The organism is Streptomyces sp. NPDC059455, from assembly GCF_042750115.1.
In the GTDB taxonomy this organism is placed as follows: Bacteria; Actinomycetota; Actinomycetes; order Streptomycetales; family Streptomycetaceae; genus Streptomyces; species Streptomyces endocoffeicus.
In genome coordinates, this window is the sequence record NZ_JBHYVB010000042.1 from 23,091 (window position 1) to 46,847 (window position 23,757).

The 23,757-nt window shown below is 68.6% G+C and carries 19 protein-coding genes and 2 pseudogenes; 13 read left to right on the top strand and 8 right to left on the bottom strand.

Annotation, left to right across the window (positions count from 1 at the left end; all coding sequences use genetic code 11):
• Window positions 1-379: 379 nt before the first annotated feature.
• The 4 genes from ACFXB5_RS17475 (at window position 380) to ACFXB5_RS17490 (ending at window position 3,643) form a co-directional block, all read left to right on the top strand.
• Window positions 380-1,618: a pentapeptide repeat-containing protein gene (locus tag ACFXB5_RS17475; protein WP_385208377.1), complete on the top strand. Its 1,239-nt coding sequence runs from the start codon at window positions 380-382 to the stop codon at window positions 1,616-1,618.
• Between the two features lie 413 nt (window positions 1,619-2,031).
• Window positions 2,032-2,259, top strand: coding sequence for a hypothetical protein (locus ACFXB5_RS17480; RefSeq protein ID WP_385208380.1), 228 nt, complete (start codon window positions 2,032-2,034; stop codon window positions 2,257-2,259).
• A 207-nt stretch (window positions 2,260-2,466) separates the two neighbouring features.
• Window positions 2,467-2,919 (top strand): hypothetical protein, encoded by a 453-nt coding sequence (locus ACFXB5_RS17485; RefSeq protein WP_037959780.1) that lies wholly within the window; start codon window positions 2,467-2,469, stop codon window positions 2,917-2,919.
• Complete coding sequence (locus ACFXB5_RS17490; protein ID WP_078559507.1) at window positions 2,900-3,643, top strand: recombinase family protein; 744 nt, start codon at window positions 2,900-2,902, stop codon at window positions 3,641-3,643. The genes ACFXB5_RS17485 and ACFXB5_RS17490 overlap by 20 nt, the downstream gene beginning before the upstream one ends.
• A gap of 42 nt (window positions 3,644-3,685) precedes the next feature.
• Here ACFXB5_RS17490 and ACFXB5_RS17495 read toward each other — a convergent pair whose 3' ends face one another.
• Entirely contained in the window at window positions 3,686-3,883 is a 198-nt protein-coding gene (locus ACFXB5_RS17495; RefSeq protein ID WP_106969189.1) for a lycopene cyclase family protein, read from the bottom strand.
• A gap of 106 nt (window positions 3,884-3,989) precedes the next feature.
• On the opposite strand from ACFXB5_RS17495, the pseudogene ACFXB5_RS17500 reads away from it, so the two are divergent.
• Window positions 3,990-4,145: pseudogene (locus tag ACFXB5_RS17500) on the top strand (hypothetical protein); the annotation flags it as partial.
• 80 nt (window positions 4,146-4,225) lie between these two features.
• The gene (locus ACFXB5_RS17505; protein ID WP_385208384.1) at window positions 4,226-6,136 is read left to right on the top strand and encodes an aldehyde dehydrogenase family protein; all 1,911 of its coding nucleotides are present in this window, start codon (window positions 4,226-4,228) and stop codon (window positions 6,134-6,136) included.
• 337 nt (window positions 6,137-6,473) lie between these two features.
• On the opposite strand, the gene ACFXB5_RS17510 is transcribed toward ACFXB5_RS17505, so the two are convergent.
• Genes ACFXB5_RS17510 through ACFXB5_RS17520 form a run of 3 tightly spaced genes read right to left on the bottom strand, consistent with a single transcriptional unit; the run spans window position 6,474 to window position 9,400 of the window.
• A complete protein-coding gene (locus ACFXB5_RS17510) occupies window positions 6,474-7,943 on the bottom strand; it encodes a hypothetical protein (RefSeq protein WP_198549050.1) in 1,470 nt (489 codons plus the stop codon).
• Entirely contained in the window at window positions 7,940-8,617 is a 678-nt protein-coding gene (locus tag ACFXB5_RS17515; RefSeq protein ID WP_037959778.1) for a VOC family protein, read from the bottom strand. The genes ACFXB5_RS17510 and ACFXB5_RS17515 overlap by 4 nt, the downstream gene beginning before the upstream one ends.
• A 12-nt stretch (window positions 8,618-8,629) precedes the next feature.
• Complete coding sequence (locus tag ACFXB5_RS17520) at window positions 8,630-9,400, bottom strand: maleate cis-trans isomerase (RefSeq protein WP_037959775.1); 771 nt, start codon at window positions 9,398-9,400, stop codon at window positions 8,630-8,632.
• Window positions 9,401-9,483: 83 nt separating this feature from the next.
• Between ACFXB5_RS17520 and ACFXB5_RS17525 the strand changes: the two genes are divergently transcribed.
• Together ACFXB5_RS17525 and ACFXB5_RS17530 are read left to right on the top strand one after the other, a co-directional pair.
• Window positions 9,484-10,992: an FAD-dependent monooxygenase gene (locus ACFXB5_RS17525; protein WP_037959772.1), complete on the top strand. Its 1,509-nt coding sequence runs from the start codon at window positions 9,484-9,486 to the stop codon at window positions 10,990-10,992.
• 31 nt (window positions 10,993-11,023) lie between these two features.
• Entirely contained in the window at window positions 11,024-12,709 is a 1,686-nt protein-coding gene (locus ACFXB5_RS17530) for an AMP-binding protein (RefSeq protein ID WP_385208388.1), read from the top strand.
• 1,480 nt (window positions 12,710-14,189) lie between these two features.
• Here the strand turns inward: ACFXB5_RS17530 and ACFXB5_RS17535 are convergent.
• Genes ACFXB5_RS17535 through ACFXB5_RS17550 form a run of 4 tightly spaced genes read right to left on the bottom strand, consistent with a single transcriptional unit; the run spans window position 14,190 to window position 18,507 of the window.
• Window positions 14,190-15,149 (bottom strand): 3-hydroxyacyl-CoA dehydrogenase NAD-binding domain-containing protein, encoded by a 960-nt coding sequence (locus ACFXB5_RS17535; RefSeq protein WP_138911754.1) that lies wholly within the window; start codon window positions 15,147-15,149, stop codon window positions 14,190-14,192.
• Between the two features lie 24 nt (window positions 15,150-15,173).
• On the bottom strand, window positions 15,174-16,670 hold the full coding sequence (locus ACFXB5_RS17540) for an aldehyde dehydrogenase family protein (protein ID WP_385208391.1): 1,497 nt from the start codon (window positions 16,668-16,670) through the stop codon (window positions 15,174-15,176).
• Between the two features lie 14 nt (window positions 16,671-16,684).
• Complete coding sequence (locus tag ACFXB5_RS17545) at window positions 16,685-17,566, bottom strand: alpha/beta fold hydrolase (protein ID WP_385208392.1); 882 nt, start codon at window positions 17,564-17,566, stop codon at window positions 16,685-16,687.
• Window positions 17,563-18,507: a 3-carboxyethylcatechol 2,3-dioxygenase gene (locus ACFXB5_RS17550; RefSeq protein ID WP_385208395.1), complete on the bottom strand. Its 945-nt coding sequence runs from the start codon at window positions 18,505-18,507 to the stop codon at window positions 17,563-17,565. The genes ACFXB5_RS17545 and ACFXB5_RS17550 overlap by 4 nt, the downstream gene beginning before the upstream one ends.
• Window positions 18,508-18,604: 97 nt before the next feature.
• Between ACFXB5_RS17550 and ACFXB5_RS17555 the strand changes: the two genes are divergently transcribed.
• The 5 genes and pseudogenes from ACFXB5_RS17555 to ACFXB5_RS17575 form a co-directional block, all read left to right on the top strand.
• Entirely contained in the window at window positions 18,605-19,546 is a 942-nt protein-coding gene (locus ACFXB5_RS17555) for a LysR family transcriptional regulator (RefSeq protein ID WP_385208398.1), read from the top strand.
• Window positions 19,547-19,691: 145 nt separating this feature from the next.
• Complete coding sequence (locus ACFXB5_RS17560; RefSeq protein WP_385208401.1) at window positions 19,692-20,972, top strand: MFS transporter; 1,281 nt, start codon at window positions 19,692-19,694, stop codon at window positions 20,970-20,972.
• Window positions 20,972-21,835 (top strand): amidohydrolase family protein, encoded by an 864-nt coding sequence (locus ACFXB5_RS17565; RefSeq protein ID WP_385208404.1) that lies wholly within the window; start codon window positions 20,972-20,974, stop codon window positions 21,833-21,835. The genes ACFXB5_RS17560 and ACFXB5_RS17565 overlap by 1 nt, the downstream gene beginning before the upstream one ends.
• Window positions 21,835-23,487 carry an FAD-dependent monooxygenase gene (locus ACFXB5_RS17570; RefSeq protein ID WP_385208407.1) on the top strand — a complete coding sequence of 551 codons (1,653 nt, stop codon included), beginning with the start codon at window positions 21,835-21,837 and terminating at the stop codon, window positions 23,485-23,487. The genes ACFXB5_RS17565 and ACFXB5_RS17570 overlap by 1 nt, the downstream gene beginning before the upstream one ends.
• A 99-nt stretch (window positions 23,488-23,586) precedes the next feature.
• Window positions 23,587-23,728: pseudogene (locus ACFXB5_RS17575) on the top strand (IS5/IS1182 family transposase); the annotation flags it as partial.
• Window positions 23,729-23,757: the final 29 nt, after the last annotated feature.

The window sequence follows — 23,757 nt, forward strand, 5'->3', positions numbered from 1 at the left end:
GCGCGCGCCCCGGCGCGGCCGGCGACGCCCCCCAGCCTGAGCGCCCCCCGCGCGCGCGCGCCCCCCCGCCGGCCCCCCCCCCCCCCCCCGCCGGTGTATGTGACGAACAGCCCGCGAGCGGGGCCTCCTGAGCGGTACGGACTTCCAGCCGGTTGAGCGCGCCTCAGAGGCGTTCCAGCAGTCACTGACCGCGGAGGAAATCGGGAAGGTCTGCCGACATGCCTTCTCGAGCACCGCCACTCCGGTGTACGCCCCTTCCGGCACGGTCAACTGTGACCCGGAGAAGCCGCGCCCTCCCGCCACCGGTCTGCTGCTTTACGCCCCTGGCAGACACCCTCCCTCAGATTGTCACCAACCGAAAGCCTGGAGTTCGCAGGCCATGAGCACCCCACCGGCCCCCGTACCATCCCTGCCTTCCTGGCCGTACTGCGGGCACGGCGCCGACCCCGCCACCGACCCCGTCGGTTGCCCCGGCATCCACGCCCCCGGCCACACCGCATGCTTGGCCCACCTGAACGACACCGACCGCGATGCCTACCTCACCACCCTGGCCCCCGGTTCGGACATCGACCACCGCGGCACCCCCTTCACCGCACCACTCCTCCAAGTCCTTCTCCAAGTCCTCCACGACCCCACCACCCAGAAGCCCCGCTTCGGCACCGCCCAGTTCGACGGGGCGCAGTTCTCCGACACCGCCCATTTCGGCAGGGCGCAGTTCTTCGGCGTCGCTGACTTCTGGGGGGCTCGGTTCACCAGGGGCGCCTGGTTCGTCAAGGCGCAGTTTTCCGACACCGCCTTCTTCCGCGAGGCGCGGTTCTCCGACACCGCCGATTTCGGCGAGGCGCGGTTCTCCGGCGCCGCCCATTTCGTCGATGCGTGGATCTCCGGCACCGCCGATTTCGGCGAGGCATGGTTCTCCGACACCGCCCAATTCGAACTGGCGCTGTTCTGCGGCGCCACCCGGTTCGACGGGGCGCGGTTCTCCAGCGCCGCCTGGTTCGATGGAACGCAATTCTTCGACGCAGCCGATTTTGGCAGGGCGCAGTTCTCCGACATCGCCGATTTCGAACAGTCGAAGTTCTCCCAAGACGTCCACTTCGGCCAGGCGCAGTTTGCGGTGATGTCGTGGTTCGGGCCGTTGGTGTGTGCGGGGGCGGTCGATCTGTCCGGTGCGGTGTTCGATGTACCGGTGACACTGGAGATCGCGGCGGGCGCGGTGCGCTGCGAAAGGACCCGGTGGGAGTCGACGGCGACCTTGCGCCTGCGCTACGCCACCGCAGACCTCAGTCACGCGGTGCTGTCCTCCCCCGTGGCGGTCACCGCCCACCCCGCTCCCTTCACCAGCCTCGGTTGGGCGGTGGACGAAAGCCTGCTGGCCGGGGCAGGCGCCAAGAGCAGCGTGCGGGTGGTCTCGGTACGCGGAGTGGACGCCGCGCACCTGGTCCTGACCGACACCGACCTGACCGACTGCCTGTTCTCCGGGGCCTTCCACCTCGATCAGCTCCGCCTGGAAGGCCGCTGCACTTTCGCCCTCACCCCCGCGGGCCTTCACCGCCGCCACTGCATATGGCCCTACTGGTGGACCCGCCGACGCACCCTGGCCGAGGAACACCACTGACGCGCACAGAGCGGGGACCAGCCCACCTTGCCCCCGGGCCAGCCCCTCTCACTTCGAAACTGGCGCACTGGACCGCACCACCCCGACCCCGATCTCACTCCCGACCCAGCGGACGCGGCCGCGCTCTACCGGCAGTTACGCAAGGCGCTCGAGGACGGTAAGAACGAGCCGGGCGCCGCCGACTTCTACTACGGCGAGTGCGAGATGCGCCGCCACGACCACACCAACAGCCCCTGGGGCGAGCGTAGGCTGCTGTGGGCGTACTGGCTGGTGTCCGGTTACGGTCTGCGCGCTTCCCGGGCCCTCGGCTGGCTGGGCCTCGCGATGATGACCACCATCTTGCTGATGATGGGCCTCGGGCTGCCGAACGAGACGCCGAAGCAGGAGATCGTCCGAGAGAGGGTCGATGGCGAGTGGAAGACTGTCGTCGACAACCGGACCCGAAGAACCCGACCGGTGACCGCTTCACCAGCAAGCGGGCCGAGAAGGCGCTCAACGTCATGCTCAACTCGGTTGTGTTCCGCTCCAGCGGCCAGGACCTCACCACCTGGGGCACCTATACAGAAATGGCCAGCCGCTTCACCGAGCCCATCCTGCTCGCCCTAGCAGCACTCGCCATCCGCAGCCGCATCAAACGCTGACACCCACAAGCACCCCTTTGTTCAGCAAACTGAACGCCGCAGCGGTCATCCCTGCTCCGCTACTCCCCGAACGCCGAAATAGAGCCGAGTGCGAAGCCTGGCGCGTGACGCCATGGCCGCCCATTCTGAACACCCGGTGGTGACCTCCCTTACAGAACCACCCCGCCCCGGCTGCCATGGCAGCCCGAGTCACGAAGGAAAACTGACATGTGGTCTGCCATCGTCGCCGTAATCGGCACCCTTGCCGGCGTGTTAGTGACCGGCATCATCCAGCGGCACACCACCCGCGCCGAGCGCGCGGAAGCCAGAGCCGCCGCCCGGCAGGAAGCGCTGCTCGCCGCCGTCGCTCAGTTGACCAGCGCCCTGGCCGACCACCGGCGCCAGATGTGGGACCGTGAGAATTTACGACTGACCGGGGCTGGGCCGAGCCTGTATCAAGAATCCCGGAAGTTGAGTCACGCCACCCGGAGCGCAATGACCGTGCCACTCACCACTGTCTGCGTGCTCTCTCCGGCCCTCAGGCCCGCTGCCGAGGAGGCTGCGCGGGCTGTTTACGCCATCCGCGATCTTCCGGACCACGACACTCTCAACGCCGTCCGCAGGACCGCCACGGAAGCAACCGACCGCCTGATCGCCGCCGCTGGCCACGAACTCGCCTGACGGTCACACCGCTGTTCCATCGTACCGAAGCCGTCCTTCGACCCGAAGGCTACTCACGGGTACTTGTCACCTGGTTCGCCGCTCGTTAACGGCACCCCAACTCAAGCGCCTCGCCCGCAACGCCGCCGACCTGATGACGCTATCCGCCCAGCTCCAGGGCGCCGGCGTCCAGCTCGAACTCCTCACCGGCCCGCTCACCGGGATCTACGACCCCAACGGCATGGGCGCCATGTTCTTCGCGGTCCTCGCCGCCGCACAGATCGAGCGCAACTACATCCGCGAGAAGACCCTGGAGGGCCAGGTCACAGCCGCCGCGAAGGGCAACCACGGCGGACGCCCGAAGGTCATCGACGACGACTCCCTCCTCTTCGCCCGCGCACTCAAGGACAAGGGCGTCCCCGTCCCCGAGATCGCCAAGAAGCTGACCATCAAGACCGGCAAGAACGCGGGCAAACACCCCTCGGTCACCTCGCTGTACCAGGCGCTCGCCGAGGACGAAGACACCGCCGGGTCCGACGAAGCACAGATCATCGGTCCCGGCCGTCCGGTCCGCGCCCGCATTGCCGGGCCCGGCAGCGTCAGCGACCCGGCGCTGACGGAACGGCTCACCACGCAGGTCCTCGACGGCGGCACCGTGCCGAACGACCTGGCCCGCCAGGCCGAAGGCAGCTCCGACGACCTGGTGGCCCAGCTGCTCGCTCAGGCCCGGAACGGCGAACGGTAGGGGAAGCTCAGCAAGATCAATCTCACCGGGATTTTCTGTACCTCAACTACTCACACCCGTAGCCGTAGTCGAGCGGCCCGCCGAGGTCTCGGGCCAGCGGGCGGGCGTTTCAACGACATCGGGCCGTACATCCGGGCCTGCTTCCAGCAGCGGTACGGAGGTATCCGGCTCGACGGTGAGTCGGTGTGCCAGGGCGGTGCCTGCGGCGCCCGAGCCGACGACGATGACGTTCGGGTGCAACTCAACCTCCTGGGATCGAGGGTGGTCAGATGATCCCCGTTTGGCTCCCTGACGTCAATGAACAATATTATTTAAGATTGTCAAATCTTCGAAGGTGAGGATGGCGATGGCCAGAGACCTAACCGGAGCTGCGGGTCTCCCCGTGGACAACTGGATCAACGGGCGGAGGAGTACGGACGGCCCAGTGCACGAATCGATCGACCCGTCGACCGGCGAGGTGGTGGGCACCTTCCACTCCGCGGGCCGGGCCGAGGCCGAAGCCGCGATCACGGCCGCGCGCACCGCGTTCGACACCACGGACTGGTCTCGGGCTGCCGCGCCGCGCGCCAAGGCGAATACGAGTTGGCGAACAACCTGGCAGCACGGGCGGACGATCTCGCGACCATGCTCTCCCGGGAGAACGGCAAACTGCTGCGGGAGACGACCTGGGAGGTCGCGCTGGCGGTGGACTGGCTGCGTTACAGCGCAGCCTCCGCGCTGACCCAGGTTGCCGGACGTGCTGCCGAGCCCACGCCTGGCCTGTACTTCCAGTCGGCCCCCGAGGCCGCGGGCGTCGCCGGGATCATCTCGCCCTGGAACTCACCCATCGTTCTCACTGTCCGGGCGATCGGACCCGCCCTCGGCGCCGGATGTACCGTCGTGGTGAAGTTGCCCGGCCAGACCGCGCTGACCAACGCTCTGCTGGGCGAAGTCGTCGAGGAGACCACGTCGGTCCCGTCCGCCGTGGTCAGCCCGCTCACCGAGGCGGGCAACGAGGTGGCGCCGCTACTCGTCTCCTCGCCCGCGGTGGACGTGGTGAGCTACACCGGGAGCACCGAGGTGGGGCGAGCCATCGCTGCGGCCGCGGCACCGACGGTCAAGCGCTTGAGCCTCGAGTTGGGCGGCAAGACCCCGCTGATCGTGTTCGACGACGCCGACATCGACTCCCTGCTCCCGCTCCTGGTCGGGGCCTGCACCCTGATGAATGGGCAGTTCTGCGTCACCGGGTCAAGGGTCCTCGTGCACCGCGCGGTGGCTGACGAGGTTCGCGCCAAGCTCTCCGCCTCGTTGCAGTCGGTCCAGGTGGGGCCAGCGAACGACCCGGCCAGCCAGCTGGGCCCGCTGATTGACAAGGCCGCGGTCGAGAGGGTCGACAAGCTGGTCGAGGAGGCGACTTCGTACGCGAAGGTGCTCGTCCGCGGCGGGCCGCTGGAGGACCCCGCACTGGAGGCGGGCGCGTTCTACCGGCCGAGCCTGCTGGAGATCGAGGAGCTCAACGCCCCGCTGGTGCAGCAGGAGGTCTTCGGCCCAGTCCAGACCTTTGAGGTGTTCGACGACGAGGCGGACGCGATCCGGCGGGCGAACGCCACGGAATATGGGCTCGCGGCGTCGGTGTTCACCAGGAACGACCTCCCTCTTGTCCGGCCGGACATGGTCGTGGCGCGAAGCGGTGACGCCTCCCCACCGACGTCGGGACCCTGCCGGGATAGATCGTGGGCGGGCGCCGCTCGCTGCAGCGGGATTGGGGGGAACTATCCTGGCCTCATGACTCGGACGAAAAATTCTGAACACTCAGGAAAGGCAAAGGGTCCTACGAATCGGCGTGGGCTGGTCGAGAGCGAGATCTACGAGCACGCCACTCGCCTGTTCGCCGAGAAGGGTTTCGCGAGCACCACGCTGCAGGATATCGCCGACGCCCTCGGCGTGACCCGGCCGGCCGTCTACTACTACTTCAAGACGAAGGAGGCGATTCTCGCGCGCCTGGTCGGCGAGATCACCCAGACCTCCGCCGCGGACGTGCACGAGATCGCCGATCGTAGCGACCTCGCCCCAGCCGAGCGGCTGCGCCGGATGACCCGGTTGAACGTCTCCCGAATCGCCGCCCAGGCCGCACGGTTCAGGCTGCTCGTGAAGTCCGAGTCCGAGCTGCCGGAGGAGATCTCGCACGCTCACCGAGAGGCCCGCCGAGAAGTCCTGTCGGCGTTCGTCCGAGTCGTGCAGGATGGCATCCGGTCTGCGGATTTCCGCCCCATCGACGCCCGGACGGGCGCCCTCGGGGTCATCGGGCTCTGCAACTGGGTCGCCTGGTGGTATCACGAGGGCGACGACACCGACGCCGTGGCCGACACACTCGCCGAGATGGCAGTGGCCAGCCTGCGCCGTGCCGACGAGCGGCTGCCCCGAGAGCGTGGTACGGACGGGGCGATCGCATTGCTCCGCGAGGACATCGATCATCTCGAGCAATTGCTCGCCGACCAGCGCAAAGGAGGCTAACGCTCCGTCATGATCTGCGCGGCACGCGCGATCGCCTGCCGGATTTCCGGGTAGGTGCTGCACCGGCAGACGTTCTCAATCACGTAAATCTCCTTGTCTGTCGGCTCCCTCGATCCGGCGAGCAGTGCCTGCCGCAGCCGCGACCTGACCGGGCGATAGCCCACACAGCACGTCCAGTTCGAGCCGGGTCTGGTGCATCAGGCCCGACGACGCACGGGTGCGGCCTCAGCGATGGGACTGGTGCGGGCATTGCAGACGTCGACTCCGCAACGGAAGCTGACACGGCCAGGCGGGCGGTGAGACTCCCTCGTGGACGAGGACGACCTCCACATCGGTCTCAGGCCAGGGGAAATCTCTTCGCCAGCCAGCCGCCGATCTCGGCGGCGGCCAGGGCGGCACCCGTCGGTCCGCCCTTCGCGATCGGGCCACCGAAGTGCGTGCCCGCCACGCGAGTGACTGTGAGGTCGCGCGCACCCAGCGCCGCCGACATCTCGGTGATGTCACTTGGGAAGCACGCTTGGTCGCCGGAGAGCTCCACGAGCAGCGTCGGGGCGGTGACCCCGGGAGCCGCCCGCACAAAGCCGGCGTTGCTCGACAGAGCCGACCACGTTGACAACCACGCCTCCGGGGTTACCTGGCGGGCGAATCCGACAAGCCCGTAGTTGGTGAGATCGGGCCTACGCCCGAACAACGAGCCGTACGGCCGGTCGTTCGGGTCGAGCGAGAGATCGACACAACGCAGATCCGCGTCCGTTCGGTAGATCGTCATCAGGCGGGGAGCGATCGCCCGCCGCCGATCGGTAGTCGAATCACCTCGGCGGGCCTGCGCAGCCTCAGCGACCCGCTCGCGCGCCACCACGTCGAGCCGCTCGACCCGGGCCAGTTGGGCGGCGCGGTAGCGGTCGACGAACTCGGGGGCGTAGTGCGAGCTCTCCGGTGGCGGAGCGAACCCGTTGGCCGAGGCGAAAGGATTCAACTCGGGGTCGACGGAGAGGGGGTCCTGCTCGTCCTTGATCGAGGGGTCGATCATCCGGGACAACAAGATCCCCTGCCCGGGGTGCGGTGCCATGAAGACCGCCCCGTCCGCTGAGGGCAGTGTGGCGTCGACGAGCCCTGACGGGCGGCCCGCTGGGGTCGTAGCCACGCGATGTTCACCGACCAGGCCCGCCTGCTCGTGGTAGTAGGCGTAGAGAGCGCCACCACCCGAGTGCCCGAGCGTGACGATGTATGCGAAGCCGCGGTCGCTCAGGAATGAAAGGCCGGCAGCGAGATCGAGCAGCGCCTGCTCGTGCACGAGGGCGACGTCGCTGTTGACCGAGCGGGTGCCCTGTGTCCAGACCGCCGCGCCACGTGCCAGCAGCTCCGAAACCAGCGGGTGGTGTGTGACGTCCTGGCGGGGGTGAGCGAGACACACGACAGTCTCCGCGCCGGGCACGGTCCGCAGGACGCCGTCGACGGAGGCGCCGTCCGCGGTCGTCAGCCGGTGCAGGGAGATGACGGTGCCCGCCGGGGGCTCGGCGACCGGCAGGTGACGACCGGCGCCGAGCCGCTCGGGGCTCACCTGGGGCCTCACGCGCAGCGCGTCCTTGTCCCACTGAGTGATGATCGCACCACCTCCGGTGCCCGCCACGCACGAGTACCAGACAGCGTGGCGCATTCCGGTAGCCCGCCGGTCGATCGTGAGTTCGGTGTCCGTGGACAGCTCGAAGTAAGGCCCGACTGTGCGGATGTTGACCGCCGCCATCACCTCGGCCTGCCGAACCAGTCCTTCGTTCTCAGGCACGTCGAGCACGTAGAGCGTGATCATGAAACCTTCCCGGTCTGCTGGGCTGCGGACTGCTCGGCGGACCAGGCCTCGGCCTTGGCCACGATAAACTGGGCCTTGCGGGCGACCAGCGCGGCCATCGAGGGGTTGGGCTCCGCGACGACGTCGAGGAGGGCCTCGATCGTCAGCTGGGCGTCCAGGTCCTCCTGAGGGAGTACCGGACGCAGGGCGCGGGTTATCTCGAACATGTAGCCGTTCGGGTCGTGGGTGTAGATCGACTCGATCGTCTCGTGCTGCAACTGCAGCTCGACCGGCCACTCGCTTGCGTCGAGCCTTCGCCGGTACTCGAGAAGGTCCTCCTCGGAGTCGACGTGCAGGGCCAGGTGGCGGGACCGCACGAAGTAGTCCGGCACCTCGGGGCCGAACCGCGCGTAGACGTCGCCCTTCGCCGCAGCAGGACCCTCGGGTGCGGCCCCGCCCGCGACGTCCCGTTCCAGACCGAAGTAGTAGAAGAACGCGATCCGGTCGTCGTTGCCGATGTCGAAGAAGAAGTGGATGAAGTCGGGGTGATTCTCAGGGCCCCAGCCCGCGGCGCAGATCGAGTGCACCACGGGGAAGCCGAGGACGTCCCGGTAGAAGCGGACCGTGCCCGCAGGGTCGAAAGTCGGGAAGGCGACGTGGTCCACCCCACGGGCCAAGTGACGCAGCTCGGACATGGCGATCTCCTCTCAGGCGTTAAGCGGGGCGCGGGAGCCGAGCAGGCTCCCCGCTCCGGGCAGGACGGGCGCGAGGCCGAGAGCGCGCAGCACGCTGAAGGCGCCTGCGGTCGCTGCCGACAGCACCGGAAGGCCGAACTCCTCCTCGGCCGCCGCGATCAGATCGAGCGAGGGCATCTGCACACAGCAGGAAAGCACCAGGGCATCGACATCGCGCAGGTCGAGCGAACGAGCGGCCCGCATGATCTGGGCACCTGGGATGCACCCGACCTCGGCGTTGTTACCGACGCCGAGGTTGCGCCGGTCGGCCACCTCGACGCCCGCGCCGCCCTCGGCAACCGGCGTGCGCAGGTATTCCACGACCTGTTCGGCGAGCGGAGTGAGGTAGGGCATGACGAGTGCGACCCGTCGGGCCCGAAGCTCCTGGAGAGCCTCAACCAGCGCACCCGCGCTGCTGCGCACCAGCGTCTGCGAGCCCCCCGTCGACAGTTGTTCGGCGACCAGCGACTCGACCCGGGTGTGCTCGCCGGGGCCGCCCGCCATCAGGGCGACGAGGCAGGCGTACAGCAGTACGTCCGGACCGGCGTCACCGAGTTCAAGGACGCAGCGTTCGCGCTGTGCGTTCATGGCCGCCAGCTCGGCAGCGGACACGGCGCGCATTCGCATCCGTGAGGAATGGAACGAGAAGCGAGCGTGCTCGTGGCGCCCCAGGAGGGCCGGCAGCTCCGTCTCCACCGTGATGTTCGAGCTCGGGACGACCAACCCCACGCGGTGAACTCTCACCCGTGACACCTCCGGCGGTAGATTGACATCAGTGCAAGTAATTCTACATTATTGAAAGTGATGTCAGGTGGAAGAGGAGTCAGGTGAGCGAACGGCGAGTAGCCGTCATCGGGGGCGGCCCAGGCGGGCTCTACGCGGCCGCGTTGATCGGCCTCACGTGCCCGGACCATGAGGTCACGGTGTACGAGCACAACGCTGACGGGCAGACGTTCGGGTTCGGGGTCGGCCTGACAGCCAGCACTCTCAGCAGCCTGGACGCGGCCGACCCGGTGTCGGCGGCGACGATCCGCCGGACCGGTCATCCAGGCTGCGGCCTGGATTTGCGGGTCGGAGCGGGTGTGGTTCTCGATGGCGGAGACAACATCGCCATCGGACGAGCCTCCCTGTTGGAGATCCTCCGTCGGCGCGCCCTTGAAGCCGGCGCGCGGATAGAGAACGCCCACGTCGAGGCGTCCGGCCTGGACGCGGACCTCGTGATCGCCGCAGACGGGGTGCGCAGCGCCACCCGCGAGAAGCTGGCAGCCGAGTTCGCCGCCCGGGTCGACCTGGACGATGCGCTCTACCTGTGGGCGGGTGCGGACTTCACCCTGGACCGGGCAACGTTCCTCCCGGCCCGCACACCGCACGGGGTGTTCGTCGTCCACGCCTACCCTTACGGACCGAACCGGAGCACCTTTTTGGTCGAGACGGACGACGCGACCTGGCGACGGGCCGGGCTCCAGACCACGGACGCGCGTACCCCGGGCGACTCGTCGGACGAAGAGAGCCTTGACTACCTCTCCGAGGTGTTCGCGCACATCCTCGGAGGCCGACGGCTGCTGGGCAACCGGACCCGCTGGCAACGATTCGCGACCATCAGCTGCGGACGCTGGCGGCACAACGGCGTGGTGCTGCTCGGCGACGCAGCACACACCGCCCACTACTCGATCGGCTCGGGGACCAAGCTCGCGATGGAGGATGCCATCGCGCTGGCCGCGGCGCTGCGTGGCGAGACGGACAACGCGACGGCGCTGGCCCGCTACGAGAGCGAGCGCCGCCCCCGGGTCGAGCGGTTCCAACGGATTGCGGAGCACAGCCACCTTTGGTGGAAGGTCTTCCCGCGCCGGCTCGACCTCGCTCCGGCCACGATCATGTCATCGTTCATGACCCGGGCCGGGAATATCACCGTCGACGGTTTCGCCACCCTGCACCCGGACGTCGTCGCGGATGCCACCGAGGCGTTGACTGGCAGCAGGCCGACAAACGCACAGGCCGGTGAGCCGGACGCGCTCGCCGATCTGGTCCTGGAGGACCGCACGGTCACGGAGCTGAGCTACGACACCGCGATCGTGCCCACGGGGCCGATCGCCGACGTCTGGGGAGCCGACGGCGCGGCGGTGGTCGAGCGAGCACGCGGACTACAGGCCCACGTGCTATGGCTCGAGGACCGCGACGCCACGGCGCGCGCGGACGTCCTGAGCCGCTGCGCCCTGGCCGAGCGGCTCCGTCTCGACCTCGGCGCCACCGTTGGTGTCGACGTGCCTCGGTCTGCCCGGGCCGACGCAGTCGGCGCCCTGCTCGCCGGTCGTGTTGATCTCGTCCGCTTCCGCTGACCACTGGCTGCAGATCCAAGGAGGGATCATCGTGGTTCACATCGGACTCACGACTCGCGCCCCTGAGCTCGTCGACCAGTACCGCCTGGCCGGTGCGTGGCGGGCCGAAACACTTGCGAAACAGTGGCAGCGCGTCGCGGACGCCCACCCGGATCGGGAGGCCGTCGTCGCCCCGGACGGACGGCTGAGCTACGCCGATCTATCACTCGCGAGTGACCGGATCGCCGTCGGCCTCCTGGACCAGGGGCTCGTCCCCGGCGACCGGGTGATCGTGCAGAGCGCCAACTCTGTCGGCACCGTTTCGGCGTGGTACGGCCTGCTGAAGGCAGGGCTGGTGCCGGTGTGCACGCTTCCGGCTCATCGACACCATGAAATCGAGGCGATTGCGCGGCGGGCCGGAGCCGCGGCGCACCTGGTCCAGGAACAACCGCGGTTCGACGTGCATAAATTCGCCGAGGAGATGGCCGCGGCGGTGCCCACCCTGCGGGTGCGGCTCACGCTCGGGGCCAGCCGAGACACGGCAGGGACCAGGATCGAGGACCTCGCCGGAACCGGGGACCCCCAGGCCGCGCGGGCACGGGTCGAGTCCATCCAGGCGGCCCAGAACCCGGACGACATCGCCGTCCTCCAGCTCTCCGGCGGCACTACCGGGACCCCTAAGCTGATTCCGCGGCTGCACCACGAATACTGGTACAACGCTGCGCGGTACGCCAAGGTGCTGGGCTGGGACGTCGACGCCCGGGTTGCCCATCTGCTGCCAGTCATCCACAACGCCGGAATAGTATGCGGCCTGCACGCCCCGCACAGCGTGGGAGCCACCGCTATCCTGCTGCCCCCCGATCCCAAGGTCATCCTTCCCGCCGTGGCAAAGGAACACGTGACCGACCTGATCGCGGGTACCCCGATGGCCGCGTTGAGTGTGCCGCTGCTGGAGCGCGGGGAGTATTTGAAGCGGGTCATCCTTTCCGGTTCCAAGCCCCCCGAGGGCATGTTCGAGGCATTCGAGGCTGCCGGGGTGTGGGCTGGACAGCTCTACGGCATGGCCGAGGGCTTGTTCACCGTCACCCCACTCGACGCACCCCGTGCTGCGCGCCGGCACTCCGTGGGAGTCCCGATCAGCGAACTGGACGACGTTGTGATCCTCGCGCCGGGCACCGAGACCGAACTCCCGGACGGCGAGGTCGGCGAGTTGTGTGTCCGCGGTCCGTACACGATCACCGGCTACTTCGATGTCCGACCGGAGCCGGAAGCCGCGGAGACAATCGCGCACAACGCCCGAGCCTTCACCTCCGACGGGTTCTACCGGACCGGCGACCTGGGCATGGTGCGCTTCGAGGAGGGCTACCGCTGCTTCTCCATCGAGGGCAGGCTGAAGGACGTCATCGACCGAGGAGGCGAGAAGATCAGCGTCGACGAGCTCGAGTCCCTGCTGACGGGGTACCCGAAGGTCGCAGAAGTCTCCGTGGTCGCAATGCCGGATCCGCGGCTCGGGGAGCGCGGCTGTGCGTTCATCGTTCCAGTCCCAGGCGCCATGCCAAACTTGCTCGACCTGCAGGAGTACCTCGCGGGCCGCGGGGTCGCGAAGTTCAAGTGGCCCGAACGGGTGGAACTGGTCGAGGCACTGCCCCGTACACCAGTAGGCAAGATTGACAAGAAGGCGATGCGAGCCAGCATCACGACGCGGCTCGAAGCCGAAACACACGCGGCCACTGGCTGACCAGTCGGGCCGTTGACAACCACTACAACGCCACCATGACGACTACGCGCGATCTAGGTCCATCTTCAAACGGATCTTGCCCAGAGCAGGAATGACGCGAGTGTGACCGCTGCTTCGTAGGGGGTGGCGGTCTTTTCGTATCTGGCCGGGGTTTCGATGTTCACGTAGGCGCGTCCCCTGTCGGCTGTAGAGCATTCGACGAGTCGCTGCCGCCTCTCAGGACGGGGCCGAGCAGGAGCTGTCTCTTGGTGCCCACCTCGTCGTCCCAGGGTTCGGGGTTCAGCAGTGCGCTGTCGAGATGAGGGTGCTCGGCCGGGTGTTCTCCCGGTTGTAGGAGCAGCAGCAGCCGCAGGTCGGGTCTCGCCGAACGGTTCAGCGTCGTGGCTGTCCGCCCAGACCAGCACGCAGGGGGCGGGGCGGTCAGCGCCGACTACGATCACGTCGCGCGACCGACCTCCGCCGCGGGCGGGCAGATCGGCGCGGATTCCGCTGGTGTCGGCCAGGTGCCGTTGGCCAGCTCGGGGTCATCGGCGATACCGCCGGTGGAGCGCAGCCCGCGCGCTCAGGAGCTTCGCGGTCGACGAGTTCGCCCGTCTCGCCCGAGCGATACCAGCCGTCCGTGGTGAACGCCGCCCGGCTCTGCTCGGGCTGTCCCCAGTACCCGGCCGCGACGCGAGGCTCGCGGACCAGCAGTTCGTACGTGCCCGCGACGGACCGCAGCGCGATCTCGACCCCGGGGCAGCGGCGTGCCGATGCAGCCCGGGACGCGTGAAAGGCCGGGTCGGCCTCCAGCGCGGGAAGCAGCGCCGCGAAGCCGATCGGGACCGCTCCGTGGAAGGTGGGCCTGTGGCGGCGGAGGCTTTCGATCGTGACGGCGAGCCGACCGGGCCTGTCGGCGGCCTCGTCGACGTACAGACTACCGCCCTGGGACAGCACAAGGTTGACGTTGGCGTTGCTGCCGAAGGCGTGGTTCCGGCAGCCAGTCGACCAGCACCGGGCGGTGGGCGGTCATGAAGGGCCAGACGTCGATGGTCGGTCAGGGGGTTCGTCGTCATCATCGACTGGGTGCAGGCCACCGGTTTCGGCTTGCCGGTCGAACCAGAGGTGAGAAGGATCTTCGCTGCGGGCTGTGGTGTCGATGTCCTCGGGGGCCGGTCGCGTGGTGCCGTCGTGGGTCGCTTGCCGCAGTTGTCTCACGGCGGAGCGGCGGACGAGGACGCGGGCCGCCGGCGAACCCGCAGGCAGAGCCTGCGCCAGAACGGTCGCACGGGCCGGATCGGCCTGCCTGCCGCGTAGGACCAGGCCGTCCTGCCGATGTCGGCGGCCACCGTGAGGAGGACCGCGTCTGGCGTTTCCGTGGCGTACCGGCGCGGCCAGTGCAGGACAGTCGGTGTGGGGGTGCCCGCAGGGATCCGGGACCGCACAACGATGGAGCCGTCCGGTTCACAGCGGCAGCCGACCACCGGCGTCGCGAATACGCTCATGCCCCAGGCGCCACGTCGCGGTCCTGGACGTGCAGCAGTGCCAGCACGTCGACCGCGGCCGCGTCCCGGGCCGCAAGGACGTCGCTGATCGGCCGGTTGCCGAGCACCTCGTCAGCGGCGGCGATCAGCCGGGCACGGACATCCTCGTCGAGACGCGGCGTGCCCAAGTCGGACCACCACCCCTCGATGGTCTGCGCGAACGAGCGCATCGCGCCGCGCATCCCGTCGGGCCCGCCGGCCAGCGCCAGCGAGGTGAGAGGACCCCCGACCAGAAGACGCGGTGTGATGCCGTGCACCACGGCGTCCTCGATGCCGCGCGCGTCCACGACGCCCTCGGCGAGCAGGTGTGTCATCTCCCGCAGCATCGCGAAGGTCAGCCGGTTTGTCAGATAGCCGGGCATTTCACGGTGGAGCAGCACTGGGCGTTTGCCCAGGCTGGTCAGGTGAGCGAGCACGGCGGTGACGACGGCGGGCGAGGTCGCCTTGCCCGCCAGGACCTCCACGAGCGGGAGCGCGTAGACGGGGCTTTGCGGGTGGGCGACGATCAGCCGTTCCGGGTGGTCCATGCCGGCCTGCAGCTCGGTCGGCATGAGCCCGCCACTGCTCGACAGGATCGGGACCTCGGGCGCCACCTCGGCCTCGATGGAACAGTAGGCGTCCTGCTTGGCTTCGACGGACTCGGGGACGTTCTCGTGCACGAGAGCCGCGGTGCCGAGCTCTCCGGCCGGGACCAGCCGGAGCAGTTCCCGTGGCACCGACACGGGCGCCTCGGGCAGGGTGCGGCGGATTGAGGTCCACACCGCGGCGAGGTACGACGTCATTCTCTCGAGCGCGGCGGGTGCCGGATCCACCACCAGCACCGGTCGGCGGCGGGCAAGGTAGGTGGCGGCCCATCCGCCGCCGATCGTCCCCGCGCCGACCAGGCCGATCGGAGCGTGGTTTCCGTCCTCGGGCATGCCTGGCTCCTTGTCAAGTGCCTGTCATTGTTGTGGGGCGGCGTCCTCGCGCAGGGAGTCCATGTCCGGCACCGGGCCGGAGCGGGTGAGCAGCGCCTTGCGCCGCAGGAATCGCAGCATGCCGTTGGGCCCCATGCGGGAACCGCCTAGGCCGGAGGCGTTGTAGGAGGTCTTCTCGACGTCGCGCATGATGGTGATGGTCAGGGAGGTGTCCATCAGACTGACCGCACCGGCGCTGATGCGCCGCCCTATCGCCCGGGCCTCTTCCTCGTCACCGGCGATCACCGCGGCGGACAACCCGTAGGCACTGTCGTTGGCGAGGCGGATCGCTTCGTCGACGCCGTCGTAGGCCTGCACGGGGACGACGGGGCCGAACGTCTCCTCGTGCATGATCTTCATGTCGTGGTCGACGCCGGTCAGCACCGTCGCGCGCATGTAGCGGCCGCCGTCGAGCGTCTCGCTGTGGCCGCCGCAGTGCAGGACGGCTCCCCGGGCCAGTGCGTCGGCCAGGTGCTCGTCGACGATATCGGCCTGTCGGGCATGAATGAAAGGCCCGATGTGGCCGCGTTCGACATCCGGGTGGTTCAGCTCGAGCCGCCGGGCCTGGGCTGTCAGCTCCTCGACGAACGCGTCGTGCACGCTGCGGTCGACGTACACGCGCTCAGTTGCGAAGCAGACCTGCCCTGCGTTGTGGACAGCTCCCTTGAGGACCGCGGCCGCGGCCCGTTGCAGGTCGGCCGAGGCGGTGACGACCGCCGCGTCCTTGCCGCCGAGTTCGAGGAAGGCCGGGATGAAGCGGCGGGCGCACGTCTCGGCAACGGCACGGCCGGTGGGCACTCCGCCGGTGAAGCACAGCGCGTCCACCTCGTCGACGATCGCCCGGCCCGTCTCCGGGCCGCCAGCGACGAACTGCAGCACAGCGGCCAATTCGGGCACCTCGGCGATGGTGGCGGTGACCGGCTCGACGAATCGGGGAGTCACTTCGCTCGGTTTGACGATCACAGCACAGCCCGCGAGCAGCGCGGGCACGGCGTCCAGCGTCGCGAGCAGGAACGGGTGGTTCCACGGGCTCATCACACCGAGCAGGGCGTAGGGGTCGAATTCGGTGTCGTAGCTCACCGTGCTGGAGGTGCTCGAGACGCCGTGGAGCCGGGCACCTTCGATGATCGCGGGCGCGGCGTCGCACCATCCGCGGATGGAGGAGGCGACCGTGTACGGCACCTCGTGGGACACCCGGCTGCGGCCGGTGTCGACCGTCTCGGCGTCTCCGATCGTGGCGGCGTTCGCCTCGATGGCGTCCGCCCAGCGGCGCAGCATCGCCGCTCGGTGATCGATCCCGGCCGCGGACCATGCCGGCTGGGCCGTGCGGAGGCCGGCACACATGCGGGTCACCTCGGCAGGCGCGGGCGGACGGATCAGGTGGTCGACGCGCCCGGTACGGGGGTTGCGGACGGGCACCGTGCCGTCGCCGACGGTGGTGGCGTCGCTGTCATGGCTGCTCGGAAGCCGGGTCGATGTCACAGGTCTGCGCCCTCTCACTGTCCGAGGAAGTTCAGGACGAGCTCGTTGAACCGGCGATGCCGCTCCCACTGCGGCCAGTGCCCCGCGCCCTCGACCAGCTCGAAACGCCCGTTCGGGAGCTTCTCTGCCATACGCAGCCCGACGGCGGCGGGTCCTGAGGGGTCGTCGCTGGTCCAGACCACGAGCGCGGCTGCGGTGATGGCCGCCAGTTCGTCGTCGGTGATCATGTTCCGCGCCCGGACGTCTGCGTCCTGCAGGCACATGATGTTCCGCATCGACTCGGCGAACGGCGGTTGGGCGTAGAGGGTCCGCCGGACGTCGACCAGCTCCTGGGTAACGCTTGCCGGATCGGCCATCAGCCAGCTCACGCGGGCGCGTATACGCTCGTCGCTCGGGTCGTCGGCTGCGCCCTGGGACAGCGTCCGGATCCGTTCGCGGACAGCCGGGTCGGAGAGCGCACCGCCGGGAGTGTTCAGCACGATTCGGCCCACCCGCTCCGGGTGCGCGTATGCGGTCTTCACCGCGATCCAGCCGCCGAGCGACTCCCCGTTGAGATGTGCCCGTTCCACACCGAGGGCGTCCAGGAGACTGATGAGATGGGTGACGTAGTCCGGTAGTTCGAGCGGCCGTGTCGCCGAGGTGGTCAGCCCGTGGCCGGGGTAGTCGTATGCGATCACGCGGTAGCGCGCGGCGAGGGCGGGAATGTTGCGTGCGTATGCCTCCAGGTGGCCGCCGACCCCGTGCAGCAGGACCACGGTCTCCTCTCCAGAGCCGGCCTCCAGTACGCGGGTGTTCCATTCGCCGACCTGCACGTGCCGAATCGTCAGGTCCTGCCCGAGCAGAGCGGTCCAGATGCTTGGCTCGTCGGTGATGGGTGCGGGTACGGGGATGGTCATGGATTCCTCCGAGTCTGTGCGGTGGTGATGCCGAAGCCAGCGATCCACTCCGGGATCGGACGGTAGAAACTGCTGCGCACGGTGTAGGAACCGGCGACAGCCAGCGCCGCGTAGCAGGCCAGCCAGGTGCGGACCTCGTGGGCCGAACTGCCCGCCTCGGCAGAGATCCAGGCGTTGGTCCAGTCGTCGGTGGCCGCGAGCCGGCCCTCGGCCAGCAGGTCCAGGAAGGCGCGGTCCCAATCCGGGTTCAGTCGTGGCCCCGGCTTGCCAGCCGCGACGGCCAGCCCGGCATCGCGAACCCGGTTCTCGCGTCCGGCCCGCTCCTCGGGTGACGGATTGCGGCCGGCGATCAGCCGGGCCGCGACCTCGGGCGGCGCGCCCTCCAGAAGAGGGAGCGGCGGATCGTGGGAGAGCCCGCCCGAGCCGAGCAGCAGCACCCGACGGTCGAGCGCGAGCAGGGCACGGCCCAGTGCCTCACCGAGGAGGCGGGTGCGCTGCACGGGGCCGAACGGCACCGCCACGGAGTTGATGAAGACGGGGACCACCGGAGTGGCGTCGATTGCCCCGAACAGCAGCTCCAGGGGCTGCGCGAAACCGTGGTCGACGACCATACGCTCAGACATGGCCAGGTCGATGCCCCCTGCCAGAACCTCCCGGACGACGTGCTGCGCGGCGTCCCGGTCGACCGCCAGTGGGCCTTGCCCCGTTCCGTAGTCGCCGACGGCCTCGGCCACGGTGCCCACACAGAACGGTGGCATCAGGTCATAGAACATACCGTTGTAGTGATCGGGCGCGACCACGACGACCAGGTCGGGCCGGAAGCCCGCGACAAAGGCCCGGGCCTGTGCGAATGCCGAGTCGACCGCGGCCCGGGTGTCGCCGTGCGGCTCGACCGTGTGCATGAGCGGCGAGTGCGACGCCGTAACGACGGCCAGGGGCATGTCGGATCTCCTCGTCATGGGGGATGCTGCGACGCTACGACTGCCTGCTCATATAGGTCCATGTGAAAATTCGGCATCAGGACTTAACCTTCTTGCTATGAGTTCGTCGTCCACGCCGGATAACAGGATCTCCCTGCACAAGCTCGAGGTGTTCTGCAGCGTGGTCGAACGCGGCGGGGTCCGTCTCGCGGCAGAGGATCTGTTCGTCTCCCAACCCGTGGTCAGCGCTCACCTGCGCTCACTTGAAGAGCGCCTGAAGGTCAAGCTCTTCCAGCGCGACGGCCGGGGCATGAAGCTGACCGAGGCCGGTGTCGAAGTGCACCAGTGGGCTGCCGGGGTGTTGCGCGGGCGCACCGAGCTCGACCGCAGCCTGCGTGACATCTCCCGTGGAGTGGCGGGTCGGGCATCGATCGGGTCGAGCATGTCCGTGGGCAACTATGTGCTGCCCCGCATCCTGGTGGACTTCCGCAGAGAACACCCGCATGCGTCGATTTCCCTGAACCAGTCGTCCGTGGAGGTCGCACTCGATCGCACACTCGACGGCCGCCACGACTTCGCGGTTGTCGCCACGGACGCCGTCGTCGACGCCAACACCTTCGAGGCCAAGCTGATTGCCCAGCCGCCCTTCTGCCTGGTCACAGCGCCGGATGACGAGCGGATCGGCGACTCGGTATCGGCCGACGAGCTCGGTGCGCTCCCGTTCGTCTGCCCGCCAGCTGGCATGGCGATCCGCCGCAGTCAAGACTCGGCGCTGGCCTCCATCGGGGTCGTGGACCGGCGGGTGGAGATCGAACTGGGCAGCGCCGAGTCCATGAAGGTGGCCGTGCGGGGCGGACTCGGAGTGGCGCTGCTCTGGCGCGAATCGGTGCGCCGCGAGCTGGAGGCCGGCCTTCTTCGCGAGGTACAGATCCATGGACACACGCTGCACGACAAGCTCTACCTCGTGCAGCGCCGTGGCAAGAAGCTCACAGCTTTCCAATTTACCCTGACGGAAGTGCTCCGGGAGGGCATTCACGAGCTGCTGGGGCAGCATTCATAGCTTTTCTGCTCAGTGATGTCATGGAAAATCGTCATAGTGCTATTGCTGTGGGCGGCTTAACTTCCTTCGTATGACTGAGCTCACATCCTCTACGCCGGCCACTGTCGCCCGGCAGGATGACTCAGCGGCCACCCCGCCCCCCAGGTTGCGCCGTCTGGTCTCCGCTGTCGTCATAGCCCAGGGCGTCGAGTACTTCGACTTCTTCGTCTACGCCACGGCGGCCGCCATCTATCTCGGCCCGTTGTTCTTCTCGCAACTCGGCGACACCGCCGCCACGCTGGCGTCGTTTTCGACCTTCGCCGTCGGGTTCGTCGCCCGCCCGGTCGGCGGCGCGGTCGCAGGCAACTTCGGCGATCGCTACGGCCGCAAACCGGTGCTCGTCGCATCCACGGTCGTGATGGGCGTGGCCACCTTCCTGATGGGCTTGCTGCCCACTGCGGCGACCATCGGCTGGTCCGCCGCGATGCTGCTCGTGCTCCTGCGTCTGCTGCAGGGCTTCGCCCTCGGCGGGCAGTGGGGCGGTGCGTCGCTACTGCTCACCGAGAGCGCGCCGCCCGGACGGCGCGGGTTTTTCGGCAGCTTCGTGCAGGTCGGCTCGCAACTGGGGCTGATGAGCGGGATCAGCGCGTTCCTCGTGCTCTCGTTCGTCTTCTCCGACGAGCAGATGCTGGCGTGGGGCTGGCGGATTCCGTTCCTGTCCGGTCTGGCCATGGTCGGCATTGGGCTCTACATCCACCGCACGGTCGAGGACACACCCAAGTTCAAGGAGCTGCAGGCGGCTCGTCCGGGGCCGAACATGGCGGAGCAGCCTCCACTGGCGAAGGTGCTGCGCGAGCACTGGCGCACGATCCTGCTCGCGGGCGGCGCGTTCGTACTGCCGAACGCCATCGCCTTCATCGTGGTGTCCGGGGTCCTCGACTACGGTGTCCGCTCATTGCACCTGGCGCGGAGTCCGCTGCTCGGCGTGATTCTGGCCGGCTGCGTCGCACCATTGTTCTTTCTGCCGTACTTCGCGCACCTGTCCGACCGCTTGGGGCGGCCGAGGCTGTTCATCATCGGGGCCGTGGGCGTCGTGGTCTGGGGCTGGCCTATGTTCGCGATGATCGACACCGGGAATCTGTGGTTGATCTTCGTCGCGCTGTTCCTCTGCTTCACCCTCCATTCACTGATGTTCGGCCCCCAGGTGGCGCTCTACTCGGAACTGTTCAGCACGGAGGTCCGTTTCTCCGGCGCCTCGCTCGGCTACCAGGTCGGGTCGGTCTTCGGCGGCGGGCTCGCACCACTGATCACCGCCGCGCTGCTCGACTCGACGAAGGCCAGCTGGTCCGTCGCCGCCTATATGACGGCGCTCGGGATGATCAGCCTGCTGTCCATCATGGTCCTGCGCAGGCGCGCGAACTCGGCGAGCCACGAGGAGCTCACGTGATGAGGCGGACGATCCGGCACATTATTGACACCCACCACCACGTCGGCACCCTCTCCATCGGCGCGACCGAGGAACAGGCCGCGGCCCGGACGCCGGGGGACCCCGTCGGCACCCACCATGCGATGCTCGACCGCTTCGGCATGACAGCGTGCGCGGTGATGCCCGGCCTGCAGTACGAGCGCCCGCACGGGATCGTCAACACCCGGGAAGTCAACAACGCGATCGCAGCCTACCGGGACCGCTCTCCGCGTTTCCTCGCCGCGCTCGGAACCGTGGAACCGCTGCACGGTCTCGCGCTGTGCCGCGAGGAACTCGACCGGATGGTCGGCCAGCTAGGGCTCGACGGGGTCGTCTGGCACACCCGCTACCAAGGCGTCGCCGTCTCGGACCGGCGGATGCACGCCCTGATCGACGAGGCCACCGCACGCGGCCTGCCCTGCTACGTGCACATGTTCGCCGAGTCCAACCTCGAGGCACCGTGGATGTTCGCGGATCTCGCCCGCAACCATCCCGAGGCGACGATCGTCGCGCTCGACGGGTTCTCGGCGTCGACCCAGATCCAGTACGTCATGGATCTGGCGGACCGCTTCGACAACATCCTGTTCGACACCGCGATCTGCTTCCCGCTGCTCCGCCCGCTCGACGCCTTCGTCACCCGGTTCGGCTCCGAGCGGCTGATGTTCGGCACGGACTCCTACGCCGACCCTGTCAGCTACAACGTGCCGGCCGTGATGGAGGAACTGCTCGCGTCCGCAATGGACAACGAGCACTTGGAGAACATCTTCTGGCGCACGTTCTGCCGCCTCTTCCCCACCGCAGGCGAAGCGCTGCAAGCACTCGAAGCCCCCGAGGAGAAACCCTGATGCCCACTCCCTCCGGACACCGCTCCGTGATTGTCGTCGGCGCGGGCCCGGTCGGCCTGACACTCGCCGCCGAGCTCGGCACCCGCGGCGTCGACACGCTCGTGCTCGAAAAGCAGGAGACCACCACGGACAACCCGCGCTGCAACACGACCAACGCCCGGTCGATGGAGTACTTCCGCCGACTCGGCGTGGCGGACCGGATCCGCCGCGCCGGGCTGCCGCTCGACCACGCCACGGACGTCGTGTACTGCACGACTCTCACCGGCTGGGAGCTCACCCGCTTTCGGTTCTCCTCCGCGCAGGAGATCCTGGACCGGACCGCGCCCGAGCTCGACGAGTGGCCCACCCCCGAGCCGCAGCACCGGATTTCGCAGATATTTCTCGAGCCGATCCTGGAGCAGCACGGCCATGGTTACGACTCGGTCGGGATCGCTCGCGGGCACGAGGTCGTCGGAATCCAACAGCGCGGCGAAATCGTCGAGGTGCGCGTCATAGCCGAAGGCACCGAGAAGGTGCTGACCGCCGACCACGTCGTAGGCTGCGACGGCGGGGCCAGCACCACCCGGCGCGCCATAAGCGCCCGGCTGCAGGGCGACTCCCAGGCCGCAGAGAACCGGCTCTCGGTCTACTTCCGCTCGGCGGAGCTGGCACGCGAGCTCGCCGCCGCGGAGCGGCCCGGCTGGATGTACTGGTGGTACGGACCGCGCCTCAAAGGCTCGTTCGTCCAACTCGACGGGGAAGCCCTGTTCTTGTGCCATGCCCGCGTTCCGGAGGGCACCGCACCAGAGGACCTCGACGAGGACGAGGTGTTGCGTGCCGCCCTCGGCCGTGAGATGGAACTGGAGAAGATCCAGGTTATACGGTGGACGCCACGCCGGCTCGTGGCGGACCGGTTCGTCGACGGGCGGATCGTGCTCGCGGGCGACGCCGCACACCTCTGGCTCCCGCTGGGCGGCTTCGGCATGAACACCGGCATCGCCGACGCCGTGGGGCTGGGCTGGCGCCTCGCGGCACTCCACGCAGGCTGGGGCGGACCCGAATTGCTCGAGGCGTACGAGGTGGAGCGCCGCTCCGTGGGAGAGGCCACCTCGCGTGCCGCGCTCAAGATCGACCGGGACATGGCGTCCATCGCCCGCGACCCCGCCCTCCATTTCGACGACGCCAAGGGCGCCCGGCTGCGCACGGAGGCCGGCAGGCTGATCGAGAAGGTGGATCGGCAGCAGTGGCACAGCCAAGGCGTTCAGTTCGGGTCCCGCTATGTGAACTCGCCGGGGATCGCCGCGGACGGGAAGGCGGCGGAAGCCACGATCGCCCGGATCGACGAGTACCGCCCCAGCCTCGCGCCCGGCGCCCGCTTCCCGCATGTCTGGCTGCCCGACGGGCGCTCGGTGTTCGATCTTCTCGGCAGGGATTTCACACTGGTGTGTGCCGGGGGAAGTCCCGATGCGTTCGTCCGGACCGCGTCCGGACTCGGCATCCCGCTTTCGGTGGTACACCTCGACGACGAGTACACACAGCCCCTGGTTCTCGTCCGCCCCGACCTGTTCATCGGGTGGAGCGGCGCGGTGACCCCCGCCGACGTAGACAGCCTGCTGCGGCGGCTCACCGGTCTAGGTACGGTCACCGCCGATCTCCCGATCATGGCGTCCTAAACGGGCCCGCGCCGAGTGCTGACGTTCCCGCCGCCGCGAGCACGCGGCTTGCCGTAGCGGGCGTCAGGGGCCTGTTGCCCTACCTCGTGTCCCTGCCGGGTGGTCCTGGCGGATAAGGCGTACTTCCCTCGCGATCCGTGGGCACCTGCGCAAGCGCGGCATCCGGGAGATGATCCCGGTGGGCCACCGGCTGCGACGCGGCAGCCGAGGCGGCAGGCCACCGGCTATCAGCGACCGGGCTCAGTTGCCAGGGGCGGTGTGCTGCGGGGC